20 protein-coding genes are annotated in these 20,897 nt (G+C 63.7%); 7 read left to right on the top strand and 13 right to left on the bottom strand.

From position 1 onward, the window contains the following. Positions 1-20 precede the first annotated feature (20 nt). Complete coding sequence (locus ACFQJC_RS00255; protein ID WP_390221238.1) at positions 21-467, bottom strand: DUF7988 family protein; 447 nt, start codon at positions 465-467, stop codon at positions 21-23. A gap of 85 nt (positions 468-552) precedes the next feature. Between ACFQJC_RS00255 and ACFQJC_RS00250 the strand changes: the two genes are divergently transcribed. Then, entirely contained in the window at positions 553-816 is a 264-nt protein-coding gene (locus ACFQJC_RS00250) for a BolA family protein (RefSeq protein WP_390221237.1), read from the top strand. A 27-nt stretch (positions 817-843) separates the two neighbouring features. Here ACFQJC_RS00250 and ACFQJC_RS00245 read toward each other — a convergent pair whose 3' ends face one another. The 4 genes from ACFQJC_RS00245 to ACFQJC_RS00230 all read right to left on the bottom strand — a co-directional run bounded on the left by ACFQJC_RS00245 (position 844) and on the right by ACFQJC_RS00230 (position 5,399). Next, complete coding sequence (locus ACFQJC_RS00245; RefSeq protein WP_390221235.1) at positions 844-1,980, bottom strand: ABC transporter ATP-binding protein; 1,137 nt, start codon at positions 1,978-1,980, stop codon at positions 844-846. A 66-nt stretch (positions 1,981-2,046) separates the two neighbouring features. Further along, positions 2,047-3,006 carry a carbohydrate ABC transporter permease gene (locus ACFQJC_RS00240; RefSeq protein ID WP_390221234.1) on the bottom strand — a complete coding sequence of 320 codons (960 nt, stop codon included), beginning with the start codon at positions 3,004-3,006 and terminating at the stop codon, positions 2,047-2,049. After that, positions 3,003-4,007 (bottom strand): carbohydrate ABC transporter permease, encoded by a 1,005-nt coding sequence (locus tag ACFQJC_RS00235; RefSeq protein WP_390221233.1) that lies wholly within the window; start codon positions 4,005-4,007, stop codon positions 3,003-3,005. The genes ACFQJC_RS00240 and ACFQJC_RS00235 overlap by 4 nt, the downstream gene beginning before the upstream one ends. A 6-nt stretch (positions 4,008-4,013) precedes the next feature. After that, positions 4,014-5,399, bottom strand: coding sequence for an extracellular solute-binding protein (locus ACFQJC_RS00230; RefSeq protein ID WP_390221231.1), 1,386 nt, complete (start codon positions 5,397-5,399; stop codon positions 4,014-4,016). A 243-nt stretch (positions 5,400-5,642) separates the two neighbouring features. Here ACFQJC_RS00230 and ACFQJC_RS00225 point away from each other — a divergent pair, with 243 nt between their 5' ends. The 3 genes from ACFQJC_RS00225 to gatE all read left to right on the top strand — a co-directional run bounded on the left by ACFQJC_RS00225 (position 5,643) and on the right by gatE (position 9,371). Beyond that, positions 5,643-7,052: a class II fumarate hydratase gene (locus ACFQJC_RS00225; RefSeq protein WP_390221230.1), complete on the top strand. Its 1,410-nt coding sequence runs from the start codon at positions 5,643-5,645 to the stop codon at positions 7,050-7,052. A gap of 238 nt (positions 7,053-7,290) precedes the next feature. After that, positions 7,291-7,455, top strand: a complete 165-nt coding sequence (locus ACFQJC_RS00220) for an HVO_2901 family zinc finger protein (RefSeq protein ID WP_390221229.1) — start codon at positions 7,291-7,293, stop codon at positions 7,453-7,455. A gap of 47 nt (positions 7,456-7,502) precedes the next feature. Further along, a complete protein-coding gene (gene gatE, locus ACFQJC_RS00215; protein ID WP_390221228.1) occupies positions 7,503-9,371 on the top strand; it encodes a Glu-tRNA(Gln) amidotransferase subunit GatE in 1,869 nt (622 codons plus the stop codon). A gap of 19 nt (positions 9,372-9,390) precedes the next feature. On the opposite strand, the gene ACFQJC_RS00210 is transcribed toward gatE, so the two are convergent. From ACFQJC_RS00210 to ACFQJC_RS00180, 7 genes are all read right to left on the bottom strand, one after another. Next, the gene (locus ACFQJC_RS00210; RefSeq protein ID WP_390221227.1) at positions 9,391-9,924 is read right to left on the bottom strand and encodes a hypothetical protein; all 534 of its coding nucleotides are present in this window, start codon (positions 9,922-9,924) and stop codon (positions 9,391-9,393) included. Next, on the bottom strand, positions 9,924-10,844 hold the full coding sequence (locus ACFQJC_RS00205; protein ID WP_390222311.1) for a M48 family metallopeptidase: 921 nt from the start codon (positions 10,842-10,844) through the stop codon (positions 9,924-9,926). The genes ACFQJC_RS00210 and ACFQJC_RS00205 overlap by 1 nt, the downstream gene beginning before the upstream one ends. A 250-nt stretch (positions 10,845-11,094) precedes the next feature. Continuing rightward, entirely contained in the window at positions 11,095-11,841 is a 747-nt protein-coding gene (locus ACFQJC_RS00200; protein WP_390221226.1) for an RNA methyltransferase, read from the bottom strand. Beyond that, positions 11,838-12,425, bottom strand: a complete 588-nt coding sequence (locus tag ACFQJC_RS00195) for a hypothetical protein (RefSeq protein ID WP_390221225.1) — start codon at positions 12,423-12,425, stop codon at positions 11,838-11,840. Before ACFQJC_RS00195 ends, ACFQJC_RS00200 begins: the two co-directional genes overlap by 4 nt. Positions 12,426-12,482: 57 nt before the next feature. Next, the gene (locus ACFQJC_RS00190) at positions 12,483-13,508 is read right to left on the bottom strand and encodes a PstS family phosphate ABC transporter substrate-binding protein (RefSeq protein WP_390221224.1); all 1,026 of its coding nucleotides are present in this window, start codon (positions 13,506-13,508) and stop codon (positions 12,483-12,485) included. 20 nt (positions 13,509-13,528) lie between these two features. Beyond that, positions 13,529-15,514: a HAMP domain-containing sensor histidine kinase gene (locus ACFQJC_RS00185; protein WP_390221223.1), complete on the bottom strand. Its 1,986-nt coding sequence runs from the start codon at positions 15,512-15,514 to the stop codon at positions 13,529-13,531. Position 15,515: 1 nt separating this feature from the next. After that, entirely contained in the window at positions 15,516-16,079 is a 564-nt protein-coding gene (locus tag ACFQJC_RS00180; protein WP_390221222.1) for a response regulator, read from the bottom strand. Between the two features lie 174 nt (positions 16,080-16,253). On the opposite strand from ACFQJC_RS00180, the gene ACFQJC_RS00175 reads away from it, so the two are divergent. Then, positions 16,254-17,396 carry a dihydropteroate synthase gene (locus ACFQJC_RS00175; protein WP_390221221.1) on the top strand — a complete coding sequence of 381 codons (1,143 nt, stop codon included), beginning with the start codon at positions 16,254-16,256 and terminating at the stop codon, positions 17,394-17,396. Between the two features lie 215 nt (positions 17,397-17,611). Beyond that, positions 17,612-18,286, top strand: coding sequence for a 6-hydroxymethylpterin diphosphokinase MptE-like protein (locus tag ACFQJC_RS00170; RefSeq protein ID WP_390221220.1), 675 nt, complete (start codon positions 17,612-17,614; stop codon positions 18,284-18,286). A 15-nt stretch (positions 18,287-18,301) separates the two neighbouring features. Here ACFQJC_RS00170 and ACFQJC_RS00165 read toward each other — a convergent pair whose 3' ends face one another. Next, complete coding sequence (locus tag ACFQJC_RS00165; RefSeq protein ID WP_390221219.1) at positions 18,302-19,147, bottom strand: DUF8054 domain-containing protein; 846 nt, start codon at positions 19,145-19,147, stop codon at positions 18,302-18,304. 273 nt (positions 19,148-19,420) lie between these two features. On the opposite strand from ACFQJC_RS00165, the gene ACFQJC_RS00160 reads away from it, so the two are divergent. Next, positions 19,421-20,854 (top strand): cryptochrome/photolyase family protein, encoded by a 1,434-nt coding sequence (locus tag ACFQJC_RS00160; RefSeq protein WP_390221218.1) that lies wholly within the window; start codon positions 19,421-19,423, stop codon positions 20,852-20,854. Positions 20,855-20,897 lie beyond the last annotated feature (43 nt).

The following is a 20,897-nucleotide window of genomic DNA, read 5'->3' as shown; positions in this document are numbered from 1 at the left end:
CTACCGGCCTGAAACTGCGACTACCGGGCTTCGAATTCGAGTTCGACGTCCGGCGTTCGCGTGTATCGCTTTTCTTCGCCCTCGGTTTCGAGCGCGAACACCCGAAGCGTGATGACGAGTCGTTCGTCGCCGACCGTCGCCCGGAGAACGACGCCCTCGCTCGTCACGACGACGTAGGGTGGCGCGGCGACCGGCGGCGCGGGCATCGGGCGGCCCGTCGCAGTCACGGCGTCTGCGAGTGCACCCGGTAGTCTCGACAACGCCCCCGACCCGTCGAGCGCCTGTGCGAACCGCGGCACGACCTGCTCGCGGTCGGTCGTGAACTCGTCACTCCACGACTCGGCGACCGCATCCGCACACTGCCTGACGACCGTGATCAGGCGGCTATGCTCGTCTTCGAGCACGCGACGTGCGTCGTCGAACCGGGCTTCGAGCGGCGGCGTCTCGGGTGGTGTTCCCGCTGTCACGGGTCGAGGTGCGCCGCCATCGGATAAAAACCTCAGTGAGTTCGGTCCCGGTCGATTTTTCCCTCCCCCACGCGCCCATACAGACATGGATATCGCAGACATCGAGGCACTCATCGAATCGAACGTCGAGGACGCGGATGCGACCGTCTCGCGCCCGCGAACCGTAGACGAGAACCACGAAGACGCGCACTTCGCGGCCGTCGTCGTCTCGCCTGCCTTCGAGGGCAAGTCGCTCGTCCAGCAGCACCAACTCGTCTACGACGCATTGGGCGACCACATGACGACGGACATCCACGCGATGGAACTCAAGACGTACACGCCCGAGGAATACGACGCACTCGACGCGTAGAAAAAGAAATCGGCCGACCTCGACGACTCAGTTTCGAGACCCGACTTCCGCGGGGCCGGACGCTTCTATCGAGCGATTGTGAATCGCCTCGCCCGCTGAATCGAACAGGTGGATGGCGTCTTCGGGGAAGTGCGCCGAAATCCGCTGTCCTGAACTGATTCGTCGCATGCCGCCGGTCGTGGCGACGAACGTCGAGTCGGTCGATTCGAAGCCGAGATAGACGGCGTTCTCGTTGCCCATCGGTTCGACCACGTCCACGGTGGTTTCGTAGGTGTGTGTCGCGGCCGACCCGCCGAGTTCGATGTCCTCGGGCCGAATGCCGAGCGTGACGTGCGACTGGTCGCCCACTGCGGCTTTCGTCTCGCCCGAGAGTTCGTAGGAAAAGGCGTCGCCGACGAGCGTTCCGTCATCGACTTCCATCTCGAAGAAGTTCATCGACGGTTCGCCGATGAACCCGGCGACGAACTGGTTGGCGGGTTCGTGGTACGCTTCGAGCGGCGTCGCCACCTGCTGGAGTTCGCCGTCGTCGAGGATGGCGATGCGGTCGCCCATCGTCATCGCCTCGGTCTGGTCGTGCGTGACGTACACCGTCGTGACGCCCAACTCTTCTTGGAGGCGCTGGAGTTCCGTCCGCATCTGCGAGCGGAGTTTGGCATCCAGATTCGAGAGCGGTTCGTCCATCAAGAAGACCGCGGGGTCGCGGACGATGGCCCGGCCGAGTGCGACGCGCTGTTGTTGTCCGCCGGAGAGTTCGCCGGGTTTCCGGTCGAGGAGTTCGCCGATATCGAGCATCTCCGCCGTCTCGGTGACGACGCGGTCGATTTCGCCGTCGGCCATCTCCGTGGACTCTTCGAGTCCGAAGCGCATGTTGCCGCGGACGGTCATGTGCGGGTAGAGCGCGTAAGACTGGAACACCATTGCGATGTTCCGGTCGCGCGGCGGTCGGTTGTCCATGCGTTCGTCGCCGAGGCGAATCTCCCCCTCGGAGACCGATTCGAGACCCGCAATCATGCGGAGCGTGGTCGATTTGCCGCACCCCGACGGACCGACGAGGACGAGGAACTCCCCGTCCTGAATCTCCATCGAGGCGTCATCGACGGCGACGACTTTCGAGCCGCCGTCGTCGAAGAACTTCGAGACGTTGTCGAGTGTGAGTTCAGCCATGGTGTGTGTGGGTTCGTAATGTCGTGGTGGTCGTCTGCAGTCCCGTCTCAAATCGCCGTTCGAGGCTCATGTGCCGCCTGCGACCCCCTCGGCGAACTTGTCGCCGAACAGCACGTAGACGAGCAACGTCGGCAGGGCGGCGACGAACGCGCCGGCCATCTGCGTGTTGAACGTCTGGATGATGCCGCCCGTGAGTTCGTTGAGCGCGATGGTCGCCACCGCCGCGGGGCCGGACCCCGAGGGGATGATGATGAGCGCGAACAGCAGGTCGTTCCAGATTTGCGTGAACTGGTAGATGAGCGTCACCGCGAACATCGGCACCGACAGGGGGAGCACGATTCGACGGTAGACGGTGAAGGCGCTCGCGCCGTCGAGGCGGGCGGCCTCCAGCATCTCCGAGGAGAGTTTCTTGTAGTAACTCCGGAAGAGGAGCGTCGTAATCGGAATCCCGTAGGCCGCGTGGGTGATGATGAGGTTGACGATGCTCGCGTAGTGCGGGTGGGTGGCGAGTTCGACGGTTCCCAAGACGGGAACCTGCGTCGAGAACACCGTGATGTCGAGCACGGGCGCGAGCAACTCTTTCGTGTTCACGATGGCCCACAGACGCGAGAGCGGAATCAAGACGGCCTGATACGGGATGAAGATGCCCGCGATGAACAGGCCGACGATGCCGAGTTGGCCGCGCCACTCGAAGTTCGTGAGACCGTAGGCGGCGAGACTCCCGGCGAACGCCGAGATAATCGTCGCCGGAACCGCGAGCATGATGCTGTTGAGGATGGCCGACGAGAGCGTGTCGAGCGCGACGCCGAACGGTTCGAGCGTGAAGCCGTCGGCCGTCGGCGGGACGAAGGGCGGCGACGTGGCGAACTCGGCTTCCGTCTTGAGCGCCGTCATCAACCCCGATTCGAGGGGCGAGAGGTAGAACAGGACGAGACCGACGAGCGTCGCGTAGAGCGCCACCCGAACCGGGTCGAGGTCGTCGGTATCGACGTCGAATCGGTCGGCGAATCGGTCGCGGACGCTCATAGTTCACCTCGGCGGTACTCGCCGTACAGGTAGGGTGCGACGACGGTCAGCGCGACGGCGAACAGGACGACGGCGATGGCAGAGCCGTAGGCCCAGTTGTTCGCCGAGAACGCTTGGCGGTACATCATCGTCGAGAGGATGTCCGCCGTCGGGCCGGGGTTGTTCCCGAACAGGACGTAGAGGAAGTCGAACGCCTTGAGCGCGAACACCATCAGGACGACGGCGGCGCTCACGGTCGATGCACGCAGTTGCGGGAGAATCACCCGACGATACATCCGGAGCGTGGACGCGCCATCGACGCGGGCGGCCTCGTACTGGTCCGAGGGGATGGCTCGAAGGCCGGCCAGATAGACGACCATCGCGTAACCGCTGAACTGCCAGAGCAACGCGAAGATGACCGCGAACAGTTTGAACTGGAGCGTCTCGGGGACGAGCGGTAGGCCGCCGAGTGCCCCCAAATCGACGCCGCCAGCGAGCCACTTCGAGGCGAGGAAGTCGAGACCGAGTCCCCTGAGGACGACGTTGATGACACCCGAATCGAAGTTGTACATCCAGCGCCAGAAGACGGCGGTGACGACGAAAGAGAGGCTGAAAGGAAGGAGGTAGACCGTCCGGAACCAGTTTTCGAACCGAATCCCGCGGTCCACGAGGATGGCGAGTCCGAGGCCGCCCGCGAGCGAGAGACTCGTAAAGGAGACGAGCAGGACGAACGTGTTTCGCGTTGCGAGCCAGAACTGCTCGTCTGAAAACGCTCGGCGATACATCTCCAAGTCGAACGTCGCGGGGTCGTACGTCGGAAGCGTGAGTCCCCCGAAATCCGTGAACGAGATGACGACGTTCCACGTGATTGCGCCGTAGACGAAAAAGCCCATCAACAGGAACGGCGGGAGCCAGAACGGAGCCGAGCGAACGGCGTCGCTCTCTCGAAGCGTCGAGACGACGCCGTCGAGACCGTCGTCACTGGTGACCGAGCTAAGTCGTGCGAAAATATCGGTTGGCATGTCGCCTTATTCGAAGGCCGCTTTCACGTCTTCGTAGGCGGCATCGACGTCGTAGCCCGAGATGAACGACGACATGGCGTCGCCGAAGGCGGTGAGCGCATCGGGGCTGACGGCGAGTCCGTGCTGGATGGACAGCGGTTGGGCCTCCGAGTTGGCGAAGTCGTCCATCTGGTTCTGGAGGAACGGCCCGAAGGCGTCCTTCGGCACGTCCGTCCGCGGCGGAATCGACCCCTTCTTGGGGTTGAACCGCTCTTGTGCATCGACCGACCCGACGTACTGCAGGAACTTCTTGGTCGCTTCCGGCGACGGGTTGTTGGCCGGCATGGGGAACGAGTCCATGTTGAGCGCGTAGATGCCGTCGGTGCCGGGGAAGGGGACGTGGCCCCAGTCGGACTCGTACTCGAAGCCGTCCTGTCCGCGGTACATGCCCGCGGCCCAGTCGCCCTGGTGGAAGAACGCGGCGTCGCCTTCGATAACCTTGGAGTTCGCGTCCTGCCACGAGATAGACCCGGCATCGTTGGGGTAGTACTGCGAGTACTGTTTCACGAGGTCGAGCGAGTCGCGGACGGCGTCGGCGTTGGCCTCGACGTTGCCGCCGGTCACGTCCGCGTACACGTCAGCGCCGTACTCGCCGAGGAGCACCTGCGCCCAGAGCTGACCCGTAGACCACGCGGATTTCGTCTGTTGTGCCATCCCGACGTAGCCCGCCTCATCGACCTTCGAGAGGGCGTTCACGAGGTCGCTGGGCGACCCGATGCTGGAGGGGTCAACGCCCGCGTCTTCGAGGACGCTGACGTTGTAGAACAGGTTGTTGAGTCGGTGGATGTTCAGCGGCACCGAGACGAGCGTCCCGGCCGGACTCGCGGCGTTCTTCGGTCCTTCGAGGTAGGCCGACTGCATGTCGTTCTGACTCCAGACCGACTCCGAGATGTCTTCGAGTTTGCTGGCCTCGGTGTAGGGTTGGAGGTTCGCGCCGGGCCACGCCTGCCACGTGCTCGGCGGGTTGTTGTTCAGAATCCGCTTTTTGATGACCGCATGAAGGTTCTGTCCGGCACCACCGGCGACCGGGTTCTCGGTGACTTCGATCTCCGGATGGGCTTCTTTGAACCCTTCGAGGAGGGCCTGAATCGCCGCACCGCCGTCGCCGCCGGTCCACCAGTGCTGGATTTCGAGCGCGTTGTACTCGCTTTCCGAGTCGTCGCCGCCGGACTGCTCGGTCGTCTCCGAGTCACCGGAGGAGTCCTCGGTGCTCTCGGTCGCCTCGGTGGTGCCGTCACCGCCACCGCTGTTACCGCTACACCCCGCGATAAGTGCGGCGCTTCCCACACCGCCGGTGAGTTTGAGATACGTCCGTCGAGACAGACCGTCTTCGTCTGGTAGGTTGTTGGTCATGATTGTTAATACCTGACAGTACTATGAAGGCAATTTAACACGATTTACTTAAATCTTTTCGAGTTGACAATTCAAGATGGAGTAAATTTTTCTGCCAAATAAGATGCATCTTGACATTCGGAAATAGCAGAACTATCGCGTTTGAATCCAGCAGTCGCTCGAAACCCAACATCTGGGAAAATTCGTGCGTGAGACGGCCACGGACCAATGGATTTTACCTCGCGCCACGACGACGGCCCACCTATGGGAGACGACGATTATCGAATCGAGCGGGACAGTCTCGGAGAGATGCAAGTTCCTGTGGACGCCTACTGGGGCGCACAGACGCAGCGGGCAGTCGAGAACTTCCCCATCTCGGGTATCGCGTTCGGCCGTCGGTTCGTCCGCGCGCTCGGCGTCGTAAAGAAGGCCGCCGCGCAGGCGAACCGCGACCTCGGCATGATAGACGAAGAGGTCGCCGACGCCATCGTCGCCGCCGCGGACGAGGTCATCGCCGGCGAACTCGACGACCAGTTCCCCGTCGATGTCTTCCAGACCGGGTCGGGCACCTCCTCGAACATGAACGCGAACGAGGTCATCGCCAACCGCGCCGCCGAGATTATGGGCGCGGAAATCGGCGACCGGACGGTCCACCCGAACGACCACGTCAACTTCGGGCAGTCCTCGAACGACGTGATTCCGACCGCGATGCACGTCTCGGCGCTCGAAGCCGTCGAGAAGGACCTGATTCCGGCACTCGAAACGCTCGCCGAGGCGCTCGCCGAGAAAGAAGACGAGTTCGACGGCGTCGTCAAGACCGGCCGCACGCACCTGCAGGACGCGACGCCGGTTCGTCTCGGACAGGAGTTCGGCGGCTACCGAACGCAGGTCGAGAAGGGCATCGAGCGCGTGAAGAACGTCCGCGCACACCTCGGCGAACTCGCCCTCGGCGGCACCGCCGTCGGCACGGGCCTGAACACCCACCCAGAATTCCCCGCGAAGGCCGCGGAGTACATGAGCGAGGAGACGGGCGTCGAGTTCCGCGAGGCCGACAACCACTTCGAAGCGCAGGCCGCCCACGACGCGATGGGCGAGGCCCACGGCGCACTCCGGACTGTCGCCGGCTCGCTCAACAAGATTGCGAACGACCTGCGTCTGCTCGCCTCCGGCCCGCGTAACGGACTCGGCGAAATCGAGCAACCGGAGAACCAGCCCGGTTCGTCCATCATGCCCGGCAAAATCAACCCCGTCGTCGCCGAGGCAGTGAACCAGGTCCACAAGCAGGTCGTCGGCAACGACGCCGCCGTCGCCGCCGGTGCCGCGGAGGGACAAATCGACCTCAACCTCTACAAGCCCGTGCTCGCCCACAACTTCCTCGAATCGGCGAAACTGCTCTCGAACTCCTCGGAGGTGTTCGCCGAGCGCTTCGTCGCCAAACTCGAAGCCAACGAGGACCACTGCGCCGAACAGGTCGAACAGTCGATGGCGCTCGCCACGGCGCTCAACCCCGCAATCGGCTACGACAAGGCCTCGAAGGTCGCCAAGAAGGCACTCGCTGACGGGAAGACGGTCCGCGAAGTCGCCATCGACGAAGGCTACCTCACCGAGGAGGAAGCCGACGAAGTGCTCGACCCCGAGAAGATGACCCACCGCGGTATCCTCGGCGACAACTGAGCGACTCAATAGACATCAATCATATTTTTGACAGTGTTTAGAGGCCGCGTACGGTGCAGTATGCGACACTTTAGCACGGCCTGTACACTCATGTTCACAACTATTCGTCGTTGTATTTATTCGGCGAGTGGTAGCAATCGCACTCCCTCGGCGGCGTGACATTCTCCGTCTAGCGAGAAAGTCACACGAAAGCGCTAAAATCGGTATTTTCAAGCCCTATTTCGCCGTCTATAGAGATATGCCCGGACTGCAAAAGCAGCGGGCCCGCGGGCGAGACATGTTGGAGTGTCGAGGCTGTGGGGCCGTATTCCCGGAGGGGCGAGCAACGAACGATGGGTGGACGTATATTTGCCCTGAGTGTCATCAGGTCGAAGGCATCGGCGAAGGGCTGCGGCGTCTCTGAAGACAGACTGAATCCTTTTTTACTCCCCCCGAACGCAGGGAGTACCAATGAGCGAGTACGACTACGAGGAACTCGGACTCGTCGCGGGGCTGGAGATTCACCAGCAACTCGACACCGCGACGAAGCTGTTCTGCGGGTGTCCCACGGCCATCCGCGAGCCAGAGGACGCCGCGCGCACGTTTACGCGATTTCTCCACCCGACGAAGAGTGAGCTAGGCGAACTCGACGACGCCGCGCTCGAAGAGAGCCGCGTCGAGCGCGAGTTCGAATATCTCGCCTACGATACGACCTGTCTGGTCGAAGAGGACGACGAACCGCCGCACGAACTCGACCACGAGGCGCGCACCGTCGCCATGCAAATCGCCAACCTGCTCGACATGCAGGTCGTAGACGAAGCGCACGTCATGCGCAAACTCGTCATCGACGGGTCGAACACCTCCGGCTTCCAGCGGTCGTCACTCATCGCCCAAGAAGGTGAGATTCAGACGAGCGACGGTCCCGTCTCCATCGTGGACCTAATGCTCGAAGAGGAGTCCGCCCAGCGCACCGAAGAACGGGACGACGGCGTCCTCTACAGCCTCGACCGACTCGGCATCCCGCTGGTCGAAATCGGTACCGGCCCGGACATCTCGTCGCCCGCGCAGGCCCGCGAGGCCGCCCAGCGAATCGGGATGCTCCTTCGCTCCACCGGAAAAGTCAAACGCGGACTCGGCACCATCCGGCAGGACGTGAACGTCTCTATCGCGGAGGGTGCACGCGTGGAAATCAAGGGCGTGCAGGCGCTCGACCAAATCGACGAAATCGTCCGCTTCGAGGTCGCTCGGCAAGCAGAACTCGTGGACATCCGCGACGAACTCCAGTCCCGCGACGCCTCGGTCGGCGACGTGAGTGACGTGACCGACGTGTTCGCGGACAGCGACTCGGGCGTCATCAAGGGCGCACTCGACGCGGGCGGGAAGGTCATGGCCGTCCCGCTGTTCGGCTTCGACGGACTCGTCGGCCACGAACTCCAACCCGACCGCCGTCTCGGCACCGAGTTCTCCGACCACGCCAAGCGCCACGGCGCGGGCGGCATCTTCCACACCGACGAACTCCCGGCCTACGGCGTCACCGAGGAGGAAGTCGAAGCGCTCCGCGAGGCGGTCGATGCAGGTCCCGAGGATGCGGTCGCTATCGTCGCCGACGACCCCGAGACGGCCGACCTCGCTATCGAGGCGGTCGCCGAGCGCGCATCGGTCGCTATCGAGGAAGTCCCCGAAGAGACCCGCGGGGCCAACGACGACGGGACGACCCGCTACCTGCGTCCCCTCCCCGGCGCGGCACGCATGTACCCCGAGACGGACGTGTTCCCCGTTGACCTCGACCCGAGCGACGTGGAGACGCCCGAACTCCTCACCGAGAAGGAAGAGCGCTACCAGTCCGAGTTCGGTCTCGACGCCGGTCTCGCCCAGCAGGTCGCCTACGGCCGCAAGATGCCGCTGTTCGAGCAGGCCGTCGATGAGGGCATCGACGCGACGTTCGCCGCCGGCCTGCTCGAATCGACCATGACGGAACTCCGCCGCGACGACGTTGCGGTCGAGAACGTCTCCGACGACCACCTCCTCGCCGTGATGCACCTCGTCGAAGACGGCGACCTGGCGAAAGAGGGCGTCAACGACGTGCTCGCCACCATCGCCGAGAACCCCGACCTCTCGGCCGAAGAAGCCGTCGAAGAGGCGGGTCTCTCTGGCGTCTCCGACGAGGAGGTCCGCGAGGCAATCGCCGAGGTCGTCGAGCGCAACGGCGACCAGGTCGAAGAGCAGGGCATGGGCGCGTTCTCGGCACTCATGGGCGAAGCGATGGGCGCACTCCGCGGCAAGGCCGACGGCGGCGTCGTGAGCGAAGTGCTCCGCGAAGAGATTCAAAAGCGCGCATAAACCCCGATTTCTCTCTTTCTCAGGTCGGCGAGCGACTGCTATCGCCCCCGCGACCGAGACGCTTCCAGAGTCTCCGGGCGATGTATTCGAGCGCCGCGAGAACGAGCACGCCGGCCGCGAAAAACGGCGCGAGCATGACGAACATCCCGAGCGCGTCCGTCTCGGCGCGGACGTGGAGGAACGACCACCAGACGAGTTCGGTGATGGCGAAGAGCGCGAGCAGTGGGACGATGAGTCCGCGGGTGGCGTACAACCGAGCAACTCCGAGGAACAGCGCGACGAGCAGGACGAACCCGAGTGCGACGACGCCAATCGTCGCTCCGAGCGGCCCGGAAAACGAGTCCGCGAGCGCGTCGGTGACGACGCGGGCGAGGTACCAGACTGCGATTGCTGTACTCCCGTAGAGTGCGCCGAGTGCGAGGCTTCGCCCGTTTACGTGCTCGAATCGCTCACGGAGCAGAACGACGGTCGCCACCGAGACGAGCGAGACGGCCACCGCGATAGCGTGGGTCACGAACTGGCTTCCCAACACCGGGTCGGGTGTTCCGGGCATCACGCCACCTCGATTTGCGTCCACGACCCCGACTCGATGGCTTCCAACCGAGCGACTCGCTCGTCGGTCGAGGGGTGCGTCGAGAGCAACTCTGAGACCTCGTTCTCGGCTTCGACTTCGCCGTAGACCCACAACGGCGAAAAGCCCCACTCGGGTTTCGACGCCCGTTCTAACTTCTGGAGCGCCGAGGCGAGCGCGAGGGGACTCCCCGTCACCTGCGCGGCGCGGGCGTCGGCGGCGAACTCGCGCTTGCGTGACTGCGAGCGGACGAGCACCGTGAGACCGAACCCGAAGACGCCGACGAACGTGTCGAGGCGGGTTCGAATCCGACCCGGAATCGTCCGTTGCCACGCGGTCGGCGTGCCGCGAATCCACGCGAGACCGAGTGCAGTGCCCGTCGTCAGGAACGCCAGCGGCGAGACGAAGAAGTAGCCGATGCCGACGATAGTCTGGAGCGTGCTGGCGACGAGCGTCTGCGTAAGCCCGTCCTTGCGTTCGAGGTGAGCGAGTTCGTGCGCGAGGAGGGCTTCGAACTCTTCGGCCGACAGCAGGCGAAACAGTGAGGCGTCGAGGACGACCACGTCCCGGCCCATCGGGTCGAGCGCGAGCGCGTTCGGGGCCGAAAAGCGCGCAATCTTCAGCGACGGCGACCGGATGTCCATCTCCTCGGCGAGACGGTCGAGCATCCGGTAGACGGCCGGGGCTTCTTCCGGCGTCAGGTCGCGTGCGTCCAATCGTGAGAGCAGTTGGACGGTCCCGAGACGGAAACTCAGGTAGCCGAGGACCAGCGAGACGGAGACGCCGACGAGTGCTGCGGTGAGGGGGTCCGGTCGGAACTCCCAGAGCGTCACCAGCGCGAAGGCGCTGAGCGCCGCCAACGCGAGATAGAACGCGAATATCGTCAGTCCGACGAGGACCATCGGAAGCCGCAGACGATGCCGTGGCATGACCGAAGATAGGGTCCCGAACTCCAAACGAGTATCGGAAAATTGGAAGGTCGCTCGGTCCGAAGAGCGCTGAGAGCGACCCCCGCGGTCTCGCGGAGAGACAGACCACGACTACGCGGAGCGCGAATCGGGAGACGTGGAGAAGGGAAGTTGGTTTATCGGACTCGTGGTGTTCGGGCGGAGACGAGACAAGACGAGACGAGACGAGACGAGAGAGTAAGGGCTACTCTCGGTCGCCGCGGGCGCGTTCTGCGGCGCGGCGGAACACGCCGGTCAAGGTGGCGGCCTCGCGTTCGGTCGGGTGGGCGCGACCGAGGAGTCGGCGCATCATCTGCGACGTCTTCGCCCGCTTGTGTTCGCGGTACGACGTCGCGTCGAGCAGGTCGTCGAAGAACCGATAGACGATGTCGATTTCTTCCTCCGAGGCGCGTTCGCGCTCTACGTCGGGCAGTTGTGTCTCCTCGACGGTAAAGCGGCGCAGTTCGTACATGAGAATCGTCGCGGCCTGTCCGAGGTTGAGAACGGGATAGCGCTCGTCGGCCGGGATACAGCAAACCTCGTCGAGCATCCGCAACTCCTCGTTGTCGAGACCGGTTCCCTCGCGGCCGAAGACGAGTGCGGTCTTGGTCTCGACCGATTCTAACGAGTCGGCGAGTTCGAGCGGCGTCTTGAACGGGTAGCGGACGTGCTTGGTCGAATCCTCGTGCGAGACGGCGGTCGTGCCGACGGTGTGGTACTCCGAGACGATTTCTTCGAGCGTCGTCTCGGTCGCGTTGGGAAGCACGTCCTCGCGGGCGTGGCCAGCGAACCCGTAGGCCTCGCCGTCGGGGTCCAACTCCGGCGGGTCCACGAGCCGAAGGTCGTAGATGCCGAAGTTCTTCATCGCCCGGGCGATGGTCCCGACGTTGCCGGGCGTCTCGGGTTCGACCACGACGACGACGAACTCGTGGTCGGAATCGTCGTCGCTCATTTCGTCGGGTAGTCCGTACCGAGGTCTACGTCGCCCAAGTCCGAGTCGGACAGCGGCGTGCCTTCCTCTTCGTCGTCGTCGGTCTTTCGGTAGTCGAGGATGTTGATGCGCTCGCCCTCGAAGTTCGCTTCGAGGCGGCGCTGGAGTTCTTCGGCGTCCGGCGGCGTCGGCAGGTTCTCGGGGTCCGTCTCGACGTGGTCGAGTCCGGCGTAGCCCTCGGGTGCGCGCTCGCCGCTTGCGAACCACTCGTGGAACGCGTCGGCGAACACGTCGTCGCCGACGAGGTCGCGGCCGCCCGCTTCGCGGAACCAGTAGAGGAGGTCGGGTTCGTGGTCGGCACAGAGGAGTGCCTCGTGACCGGGTTCACCGTAGACGATTTCGGCCTGTTTGCACCGCTGAAGCTCCTCGTCGCCGTGAATCAGATAGCAGGCGTCGCACGGTTCTTCGACGAGCACGGTGAGCCGAAGGAGGCGCTCACGAGCGTCTTCCGGAATCTCGTCGAGCGGCCTGAACTCGCCGTCTTCGTCGAATATCTCGGACTCCTCGAATCGCCATCCTCGGAGTCCAACGCTGACCTTCGCCATGGTCGGACGTATCCGAGCGACGGATAAAAAGGGCGTGATGCCGGGCGTCGCGGCTGATTACTCGGTGGTCGCTGTCGAGCGCAACTCGGCGAGCGTCTCGAGGTTGGTCGTCGCGGTGCGTTCGTCCACGGGAACGTAGCCGATTTCCGCCGGCACGGTCACCGAGCGTTCGAGGTAGTAGTGGACGAACGCGGCGACTTCCGGGCGAGCGAGTCGGTCGCGTGCGACGTAGATGTACAGTGGGCGTGAGAGCGCGCCGTACGCGCCACTTCGAGTCGTCGCGGGCGACGGTTCGACGCACGTTCCCGACCCGTCGTCGATTGGGGCGGCGCGAACGGCATCGCGGTTCCTGAGGTAGTAGGCGAGGCCGAAGTAGCCAATCGCGTTCTTCGAGTCGCTCACTCGCCGGGCGATGACGTTGTCCTGTTCGGTCATCTCGTGGTCGCGGCGGTGGGTGTCGTCGCCGAGGACGACCGACGAGAAGTAGTCGAACGTCCCCGACGCGGGGGTCGGACCGTAGCGTTCGATAGGCACGTTCGGCCACTCGGGGCGAACGTCTCGCCACGTGGTCGCACCGTCGGTCCGCCAGATGTGCGCGAGTTCGTCCAGCGTGAGACAGTCGATCCAGTCGGCTTCGGGGTTGACGGCCACGGTGAGGGCGTCGGTTGCGACTTGGAACTCGATTGGATCGATGTTCCTCGACTCGCACAGTTCCATCTCGTCGGTCTCGATTCGCCTGCTCGCGTCGTTGATGACCGTCCGGCCCGCACAGAAGAAGTCCGCGAAGCCGCCGCCGGTCCCCGACGAGGTGACAGAGACGGTCACGTTCGGATGGCCCTCCATGAACGCGCTGCCGATGGCGAGCGTGAGCGGATAGACGGTACTGCTCCCCGCGATTTTGAGTTCGCCGCCGAGGTCGTCGGTCGTCACGGGGGCCGCCGTCGAGGTATCGGGACTCGCATCGCCGCCACCGAGACAGCCGGCGACGGCCGAGATGGCCAGCGTGCCGAGCGTAGAGAGCACCGTTCGGCGACGAGTCAGTCGGGCGGGCGAATCGTGCGCATCGGAGTGGGAGTGAGTCATTGGCTTGTGTGTCGCGTCGGTTACACCGCCGAGGTCGCATCGTGCGAGTCGCACTGGCCGGTGCACACCTCGGAGAATTCGAATCGTGCGCCCCCGTCGGCCGATTCGGTGATGTCGATGTCCCACCCGTGCGCATCGACGACCTGTTTGACGATGGGGAGTCCGAGACCGGTGCCGCCGTTCTCACGGTTGGTCGTGAACCCCGGTTCGAGCACACGCTCGCGCGCGTCGGCGGGGATTCCGGGACCGTCGTCCTCGATGTAGAACCCGCTTCGCTGGTCGAGCGGACCGACCCGAACCCAGACCGCCTCGTCGGGAGACGAATCGCGCCCGTCGGTCGAACTGTGTTCGACTGCGTTCCGAAACAGGTTCTCGAAGATGTGGGCGACGAGGCTCGGGTCGGCATCGAATCGGAGCTCCTCGACGATTTCGAGCGTTCCGTCGTCCGTTTCGACGTGTCTCCACGCGCGTTGTGCGACGTCCGACAGCGTCGCCGGGAGCGTGTCTTCGACGTCTCGCTGGAGTGCGAGCACGACCGCGTCGTCGATAATCGCGTCAATTCGTTCGAGCGAGTCGATGAGCGGGTCGAGGTGTGGACTGTCGGTCTCGTCTGCGAGGAGTTCGGCTCTGCCGACCGAGACGTTCAACGGGCTTCTGAGGTCGTGCGAGAGGACGTGCGAGACGGTCGTGAGTTGCTCGTTGCGCTCGCGTACGTCGTCCATCATGTCGTTGAACGAGTGGGCGATAGTCGCCATCGCCCGACTCTCGTCGTCGGGGTCGATGCGCTCTGCGAGGTCGCCGTCCGCACAGGCGCGCATCACCTCTCCGTATCGTGCTGCCGTCTGTTCGAGGTGGCGGCGACGGCGTTCGGAGGCCTCCTTCTCGGCCCACGCCTCTTCGCGGGCGTCGATCGCCGCCGCCCGAGCGCGTTCTGCGGCCGCGATTTGGTCGCGGAGCGAGACGCGCATCACGTCGAACGCCTCGTAGAGCGTGCCGAACTCGTCCTCGCGGTTGCGGTCGATTTCGGTGTCGAGGTCGCCGTCGCGGAGCGCGTTCGCCTTCGATGCCAACGTCTCGACCGCATCGACCGTGTCGCGTCCGATAGTCACTGCGAGCAGGCCAGCACCGCCGCCGACGACCAACAGGGTGACGAGAATCTGTGTGAGGATGCTCGTCCGAAGCGTGTAGGCCTGCGCGGTCGGCACCCGCGAGGTGACCACCCAGTCGTTGGCGTCGAGTTTGGCGTAGCCGACTTCGGTCGCGTCGTCACCGAGTTCGACGCCGGACACGAACCCAGAGGCGTCGTCGTAGCGGTCGGTTGCGATGGCGTCTTGTGTGAGCACCCGTTCGTGGTCCTCCGCGAGGACGACGGTGTTCTCTTCGTCCACGACGACGAAGCGACCGGCGTCCATGTGGTGGAGGTGCGCCTCGGAGACCGACCGAAGGTTCGAGACGACGATGACCGCGCGGTTCGGTTCGTCGGGAATCGTGGTCGCAAAGATGATAACCGGGGCGGCGTCGGCGGTTGGACGGAACGGGTCCGAGACGACCACGTCACCGTGAGACTGCTGGGCGAGTTTGGTGAAGTCCTGTCGGCCGTAGTAGTCGGTCACCGACGTCGCCGAGGCGATTTGGGCACTTCCGGTGCTCGTGATGACCGTCTCGTTCTTCGTGTCGATGTAGTAGGCCGCGTCGATGTCACTGTCGCGTTCGACGACGCCCCAGAGGTAGAGGTTTATCTCCCGACTGTCCGCCGATTGGAACGCGGCGGACTCCGAAATCGACCGCATCTGTACTTCCATGCGGTTCAGCCAGCCGTCGAGATTCTGCGCTTGGATTTCGGCGTTCACCACGAGGTCCGACTGCGTATCCTCGCCGACGAGGGCGTTCGCGTGGACGTACGAGTAGCCGCCGACGAGCGTGATTGCGAGCGTCACCGCCCCGAGGACGAGCGCGAACTTGACCGCGTAGCGCTGTCGGACGAATCGGGGGAGGAGACGTGGCATGTTAGTCTTGGATACTGAGCCACGCGTCGCGGCCGGAGACCTCACTCCGAGCGTCGTCGGCCTCGGCGCGAGCGGACGCGAACTCGGCTTTCAGCGAGCGGAATTCGTCGGACGATTCGAGGACGTCGGGGTCGGTGGTCGCTTCGAGCACCGCCTTCTTTCGGGCGAGCGAGAAGTAGGTTCGAACGCGTTCGTCGTATGCTCGCCGCGCGAGCAGTGCATCGAGCGTGTCGTGGAGGTCGGAACGTTCGACCGGTTTGACGAGGTAGTCGTCGAACGGCATCTCGACGATTTCGAGACCGGGGTCGAGACCCGTGACCATCACGACGGGGCAGTCGTAACCGTGCTCGCGTACCTGTTCGAGCACGTCGTCGCCGCTCATCGACGGCATCTGCCGGTCGAGCATGACCACGTCCGGGTCGTGGGCGGTGACGAGTTCGAGTGCTTCGTCGGCGGCCGTCGTCGTGTGGACTTCGTACTCGTCGGCCAACCAACGTTCGTACAGTGCCGTCAGCGACGACTCGTCATCGACGGCGAGAACGGTCGTGGATACGTCACCGGTCATGGCGATGCAGAAGCCCGAAGGCTACCTTAGTTGCAGCCACACCAATGAGGGATTAAGTGCTTGCTATGAGGGCTATTGAGCGCTCTGTTCACGCTTCGATGACAGAATCAACGCTGAGAACCGGCGAACTTCCGCGACCGGTCTGCCTATATTCGTGTAGTCCAACACCCGGCCATGCGAACCGTCGATGCCGCCGGTCTCTCTATCGGTGACGACCACCCACCTCGGATTATGGGCGTGTTGAACGTCTCGGACGAATCTCCGTACAAACCGAGCGTGTTCGACGACCCCACCGAGGCCGCCGCCTACGTGGACGACGAACTCATCGGCGAAGGCGCAGATATCGTCGATATCGGTCTCGAATCTGCGAACAAGAAGTTCGAGGTGCTGTCTGCCGAGGGCGAACTCGAACGCCTCGACACCGCGCTCTCGGTCATCGACCACGTCTCGGGCGACGCCGTCTTCTCCATCGAGACGCGGTATCACGAAGTCGCCGAGGCGGCCCTCTCCGGCGGCTTCGACATGGTGAACGATATCTGCGGCTTCGCCGACCCCGAGATGCCCCGCGTCTGCGAGGAGTTCGACGCCGCCGTCGCAAAGATGGCGAGTCCCCCGGACCTCACTCGCCCCGGCGCAATCGAGGACGTAGACGACATCTACGACGCCCTCGAACTGAACGGCTTTACCGACAAGACGATTCTCGACCCGGCGTTCGGCGGGTGGTCCGAGGAGAAGACGCTCGCGGACGACCGAGAGACGTTCCACCGACTCCGCGAGTTCCGCGGCTACGGCTACCCCATTCTCGTCTCTATCAATCGGAAGAACTTCCTCCGCGACGTGGCCGGTCGCTCGACGGAAGACGCGCTGCCAGTCAGTCTCGCGGCCACCTCGATGGCGGTCGAACGCGGCGCACACGTCATCCGAACGCACGACGTGAAAGAGACACGGGACGCCGCGCTCATCGGTCACGAGTTCAAACGCCGTCGCGTCCGCGACCCCGGCGACATCTCGGTTGAGGAACTCGACGTGACGACGACGGGCGACGGGATGCGACACCTGGACCGAATCGGCGGACCACGCGATGCCGCCGCCGAGAGCGTCAGGCGAGTCTTCGAACTCGAAGGACTCTCGCAGTCTGACCGCGACGCGCTCACCGCCGCCGCGAGCGACGCCGGGGCACTTCTCGCCGGTGGTGAAACTGGTGCATTGTTGATTGGTTCGCCCGCCGCACTCGGTCGAATTCCGACGCTTCTCGGCGACGAACCGTCTCCTGCACTCGACGGCGCGCTCGAACTAATTTTGGAAAACGTCCAGTAGAATGGTCCGAAACTCCCGCTTTCGGCATTGTTTGCAATTCGATACCACGAGACAGTCAGAATCGTCTGACGGTCGGCAGACGCAGACCGTTCGACTAAGAGAAAACTTATACCATCCGACTGTAAAACTGGCCTGTGGACGCCGGAAGGGCACGCGGGTAGGGGTACACGGGTGCCATTCCGGCCCATACCATTACACACCGGAGAGCGACAGCCATGCGATTTAGGGAGTGGGAACCGGTCTATCGACAGATTCTCGATAGTTTGGGATTCGAACGAGCGGGCGACGAGGAGGCTCGTGACGAACTCGCTGCACTCGCGCGCCCGTTCGATCGCTCGCGGCTCGCGTGGGCGGGAGAGACAGTCGCAATCTGCGGGGCGGCACCGTCGCTCGCGTCCGAACTCGACGTACTCGACGACGTGGACGTGGTCGTCGCCGCGTCCTCGGCCGCCGACGTCGTCCGCGAAGCGGGCTATCCGGTCGATTTGATGGTGACCGACCTCGACAAAAATCCAGAGACGGTGGTCGAACTCACCATCGGTGGGACGCCCGTCGCCGTCGCGGCCCACGGCGACAACATTCCGGCGGTCCGCGAGTGGGTTCCGAAGTGTGACCTCGACAACGTACTGGCGACGACGCAGGCCGAACCCGTCGGTCCCGTCGTCAACTGGGGTGGCTTCACCGACGGCGACAGAGCGGCTTTCGTCGCCGACGAACTCGGCGCTGGCGAACTCCGTTTTGCGGGCTGGGACTTCGACGACCCGACGGTCGATTCGATGAAAGCGAAGAAACTCCGGTGGGCAGCACGCCTACTGGCGTGGCTCGAACGCCGAAGGGGAGAGCGATTCTCGATTCTCGACGGCCGACGCGACGATATCGACCCGTTGTAAAAAGAGACGGACGGACTACTGACTCTGTGGAGCCGTCCCCGCCTCGGCGTCGGTTCCGGCCGGTTGGTTGGTCACCGAAATCACCGAATCGAACAGGTGCGATTCACAGCCGAGACACGTCGCAGTGACGTGTTGGGCGCTGCTGTCGGGGCGTGCCAACTCCTCGTCCGTCGGGTCGGTTTCGACGAGCGACGTCGTCACGTCGATGCGGCCGTCACAGGTGGGACATCGCTGGAGGCTCAGTCGCAACGCGCCGAGGACGCGGTTTCGGTCGGCGGTCGAGAGACGCCACCACGCGGGGTACTGGCGTCGGAACGTTGCGACGGCGGTGAGGTCGGCGACGAACGCCGCCCGAGACGACCACTGACCGACGGAGCCACCGTCGAGCGTCGCCACCAGTTTGTCGGCCTCCCAGTCGAGTTCCACGCGTGCGGGGTGTACACCGAGAAGCGTTGCGAGCGCCGCCGAATCTTGGTCGCGGCCGCCCATATCGACCATCCGACCACGCCACTCGGACTTGAACTCACTCGAAACTGACATCTTCCCCGACGAGTCGGTGGTGAGCACGTCCGCGGACTCCAACGCGTTCACGAGGTCGTTGCGATTATCGAGCGACAGCGGCGCTGTCGGGCATGCCGAGGGAAGCTCCGGAAGTGACAGATTCTGCAGTTGCTGGTCGTTGTACGAGAGGAAGAACACGACCGCCGGTGGGAGCGCACCGAGCACAACTCCGTAGGGCGTCCACACGATGAACCCGAGTATCCCGCAGAGAATTGTCAGGAATGCGATTGGAACTGCCCCAGACGCCGTGAGCAGTGGCTCGAATGTGTGTATCCCGAGAGAGACCCCGTGCCGTGGCATGATACATCAAATGTTTCTTATCGGTATAGGTATGGAGTGGGTACGTCAGATACGCAGACTGTAATCCAACATGTGCGTCGAAAAACGTGAGATAACATCACATTAGTAACGACTCTTCGCGGTGCGAGAGTACTCAAAAAACCGAAGTGAAAGTGTAGCCTGACCGTCACGAAACCATCAAGTTTCATACAGTCGCCATTAGGTCATACTTTACGCTGGCTACCTTCGGAACGTCGCCGTTACATTGACGTTTTCGCCGTCCTGAGCGGCGGTATGCAACTCCACTGGCATCGGCGAGACATCCGCGCCGCAGACAACCACGGTCTCTCGAAGGCCGCCGCTGACGGCCCTGTCGCACCGATTTTCGTGTTCGACACCGACGTGCTCGCCCACGCCAGTCCGCCACGGGTCCGCTATCTCCTCGACGCGCTCGACGAACTCCAATCGTGGTACCGCACGCAGGGAAGCGACCTGCTGGTGGCGACGGGTGACCCGCGCGAGACGATTCCGGCCGTCGCCGAGGCACTCGACGCCGAACGCGTCGTCTGGAACGTCGATTACTCCGGGTTAGCCAAAGAGCGGGACGCTGCCGTTCGCCTCGCCCTCGACGAAGTGGACGTCGAACGCGAGACCGTTCACGACGCGATTTTCCACGAACCGGGGTCGATTACGACGAACGCAGGCGACCCGTATTCGGTGTATACCTACTTCTGGAAGAAGTGGCGAAAGAGAGAGAAACCATCGCCTTACCCAGAACCGTCGGAGTTAGTCGGTGCCGAGACGCTCGAATCCGTGGTTAAGCAAGTGGACGACGTTGGTATTGGGTCACTTCCGACCATCGATTCACTCGGATTCGAAGAACTTTCTGCGGACATCCTCACCGCCGGAACCGACGCCGCGCGCGAACGACTCGAATCGTTCTGCGAGGACGCCATCTTCCGCTACGCCGAGGACCGAGACTACCCGACTCGAAACGCGACCTCACACCTCTCGACGGACCTCAAGTTCGGAACCATCGGGATTCGAGAGGTGTACGAAGCGACGGAAGCGGCCGCCGAACGTGCCGAAAGCGAAGCAGAGGCCGAATCGGTCGAGGAGTTCCAATCCCAACTCGCGTGGCGCGAGTTCTACACCCACGTCCTCTACTTCAACCCCAGCGTCGTCACGGAGAACTTCAAGGAGTACGAACAGGGGATTCAGTGGCGAGACGACGAGGAGGAGTTGGACGCGTGGAAAGCCGGCGAGACGGGCTATCCAATCGTAGACGCCGGGATGCGGCAACTTCTCGCGGAGGGCTACATGCACAACCGCGTCCGAATGATCGTCGCCTCGTTTCTCACGAAGGACCTCCTGTGCGACTGGCGTGAGGGCTACGCTCACTTCCGCGAATACCTCTCTGACCACGACACCGCCAACGACAACGGTGGCTGGCAGTGGGCCGCATCGACGGGGACGGACGCCCAACCCTACTTCCGTATCTTCAACCCCATGACGCAGGGCGAGCGTTACGACCCGGACGGCGAGTACATCAAGCAGTACGTTCCCGAGTTGGAAGCGGTCACGTCCAACACCATCCACGAGTGGCACGAGTTGAGCGAGCTGGAGCGCGAGCGACTCGCTCCCGAGTACCCCGAACCAATCGTGGACCACTCCGAGCGCCGCGAGATGGCACTGGAGATGTTCGAGAACGCGCGCGGCGACGACTGAGTCGGCGCTCACATCCGCTCCTTCCGCCACACCAACGACTATC

Source organism: Haloferax namakaokahaiae (assembly GCF_042663225.1).
Taxonomy (GTDB): Archaea; Halobacteriota; Halobacteria; order Halobacteriales; family Haloferacaceae; genus Haloferax; species Haloferax namakaokahaiae.
This window is presented reverse-complemented; position numbering and strand designations above follow the sequence as displayed.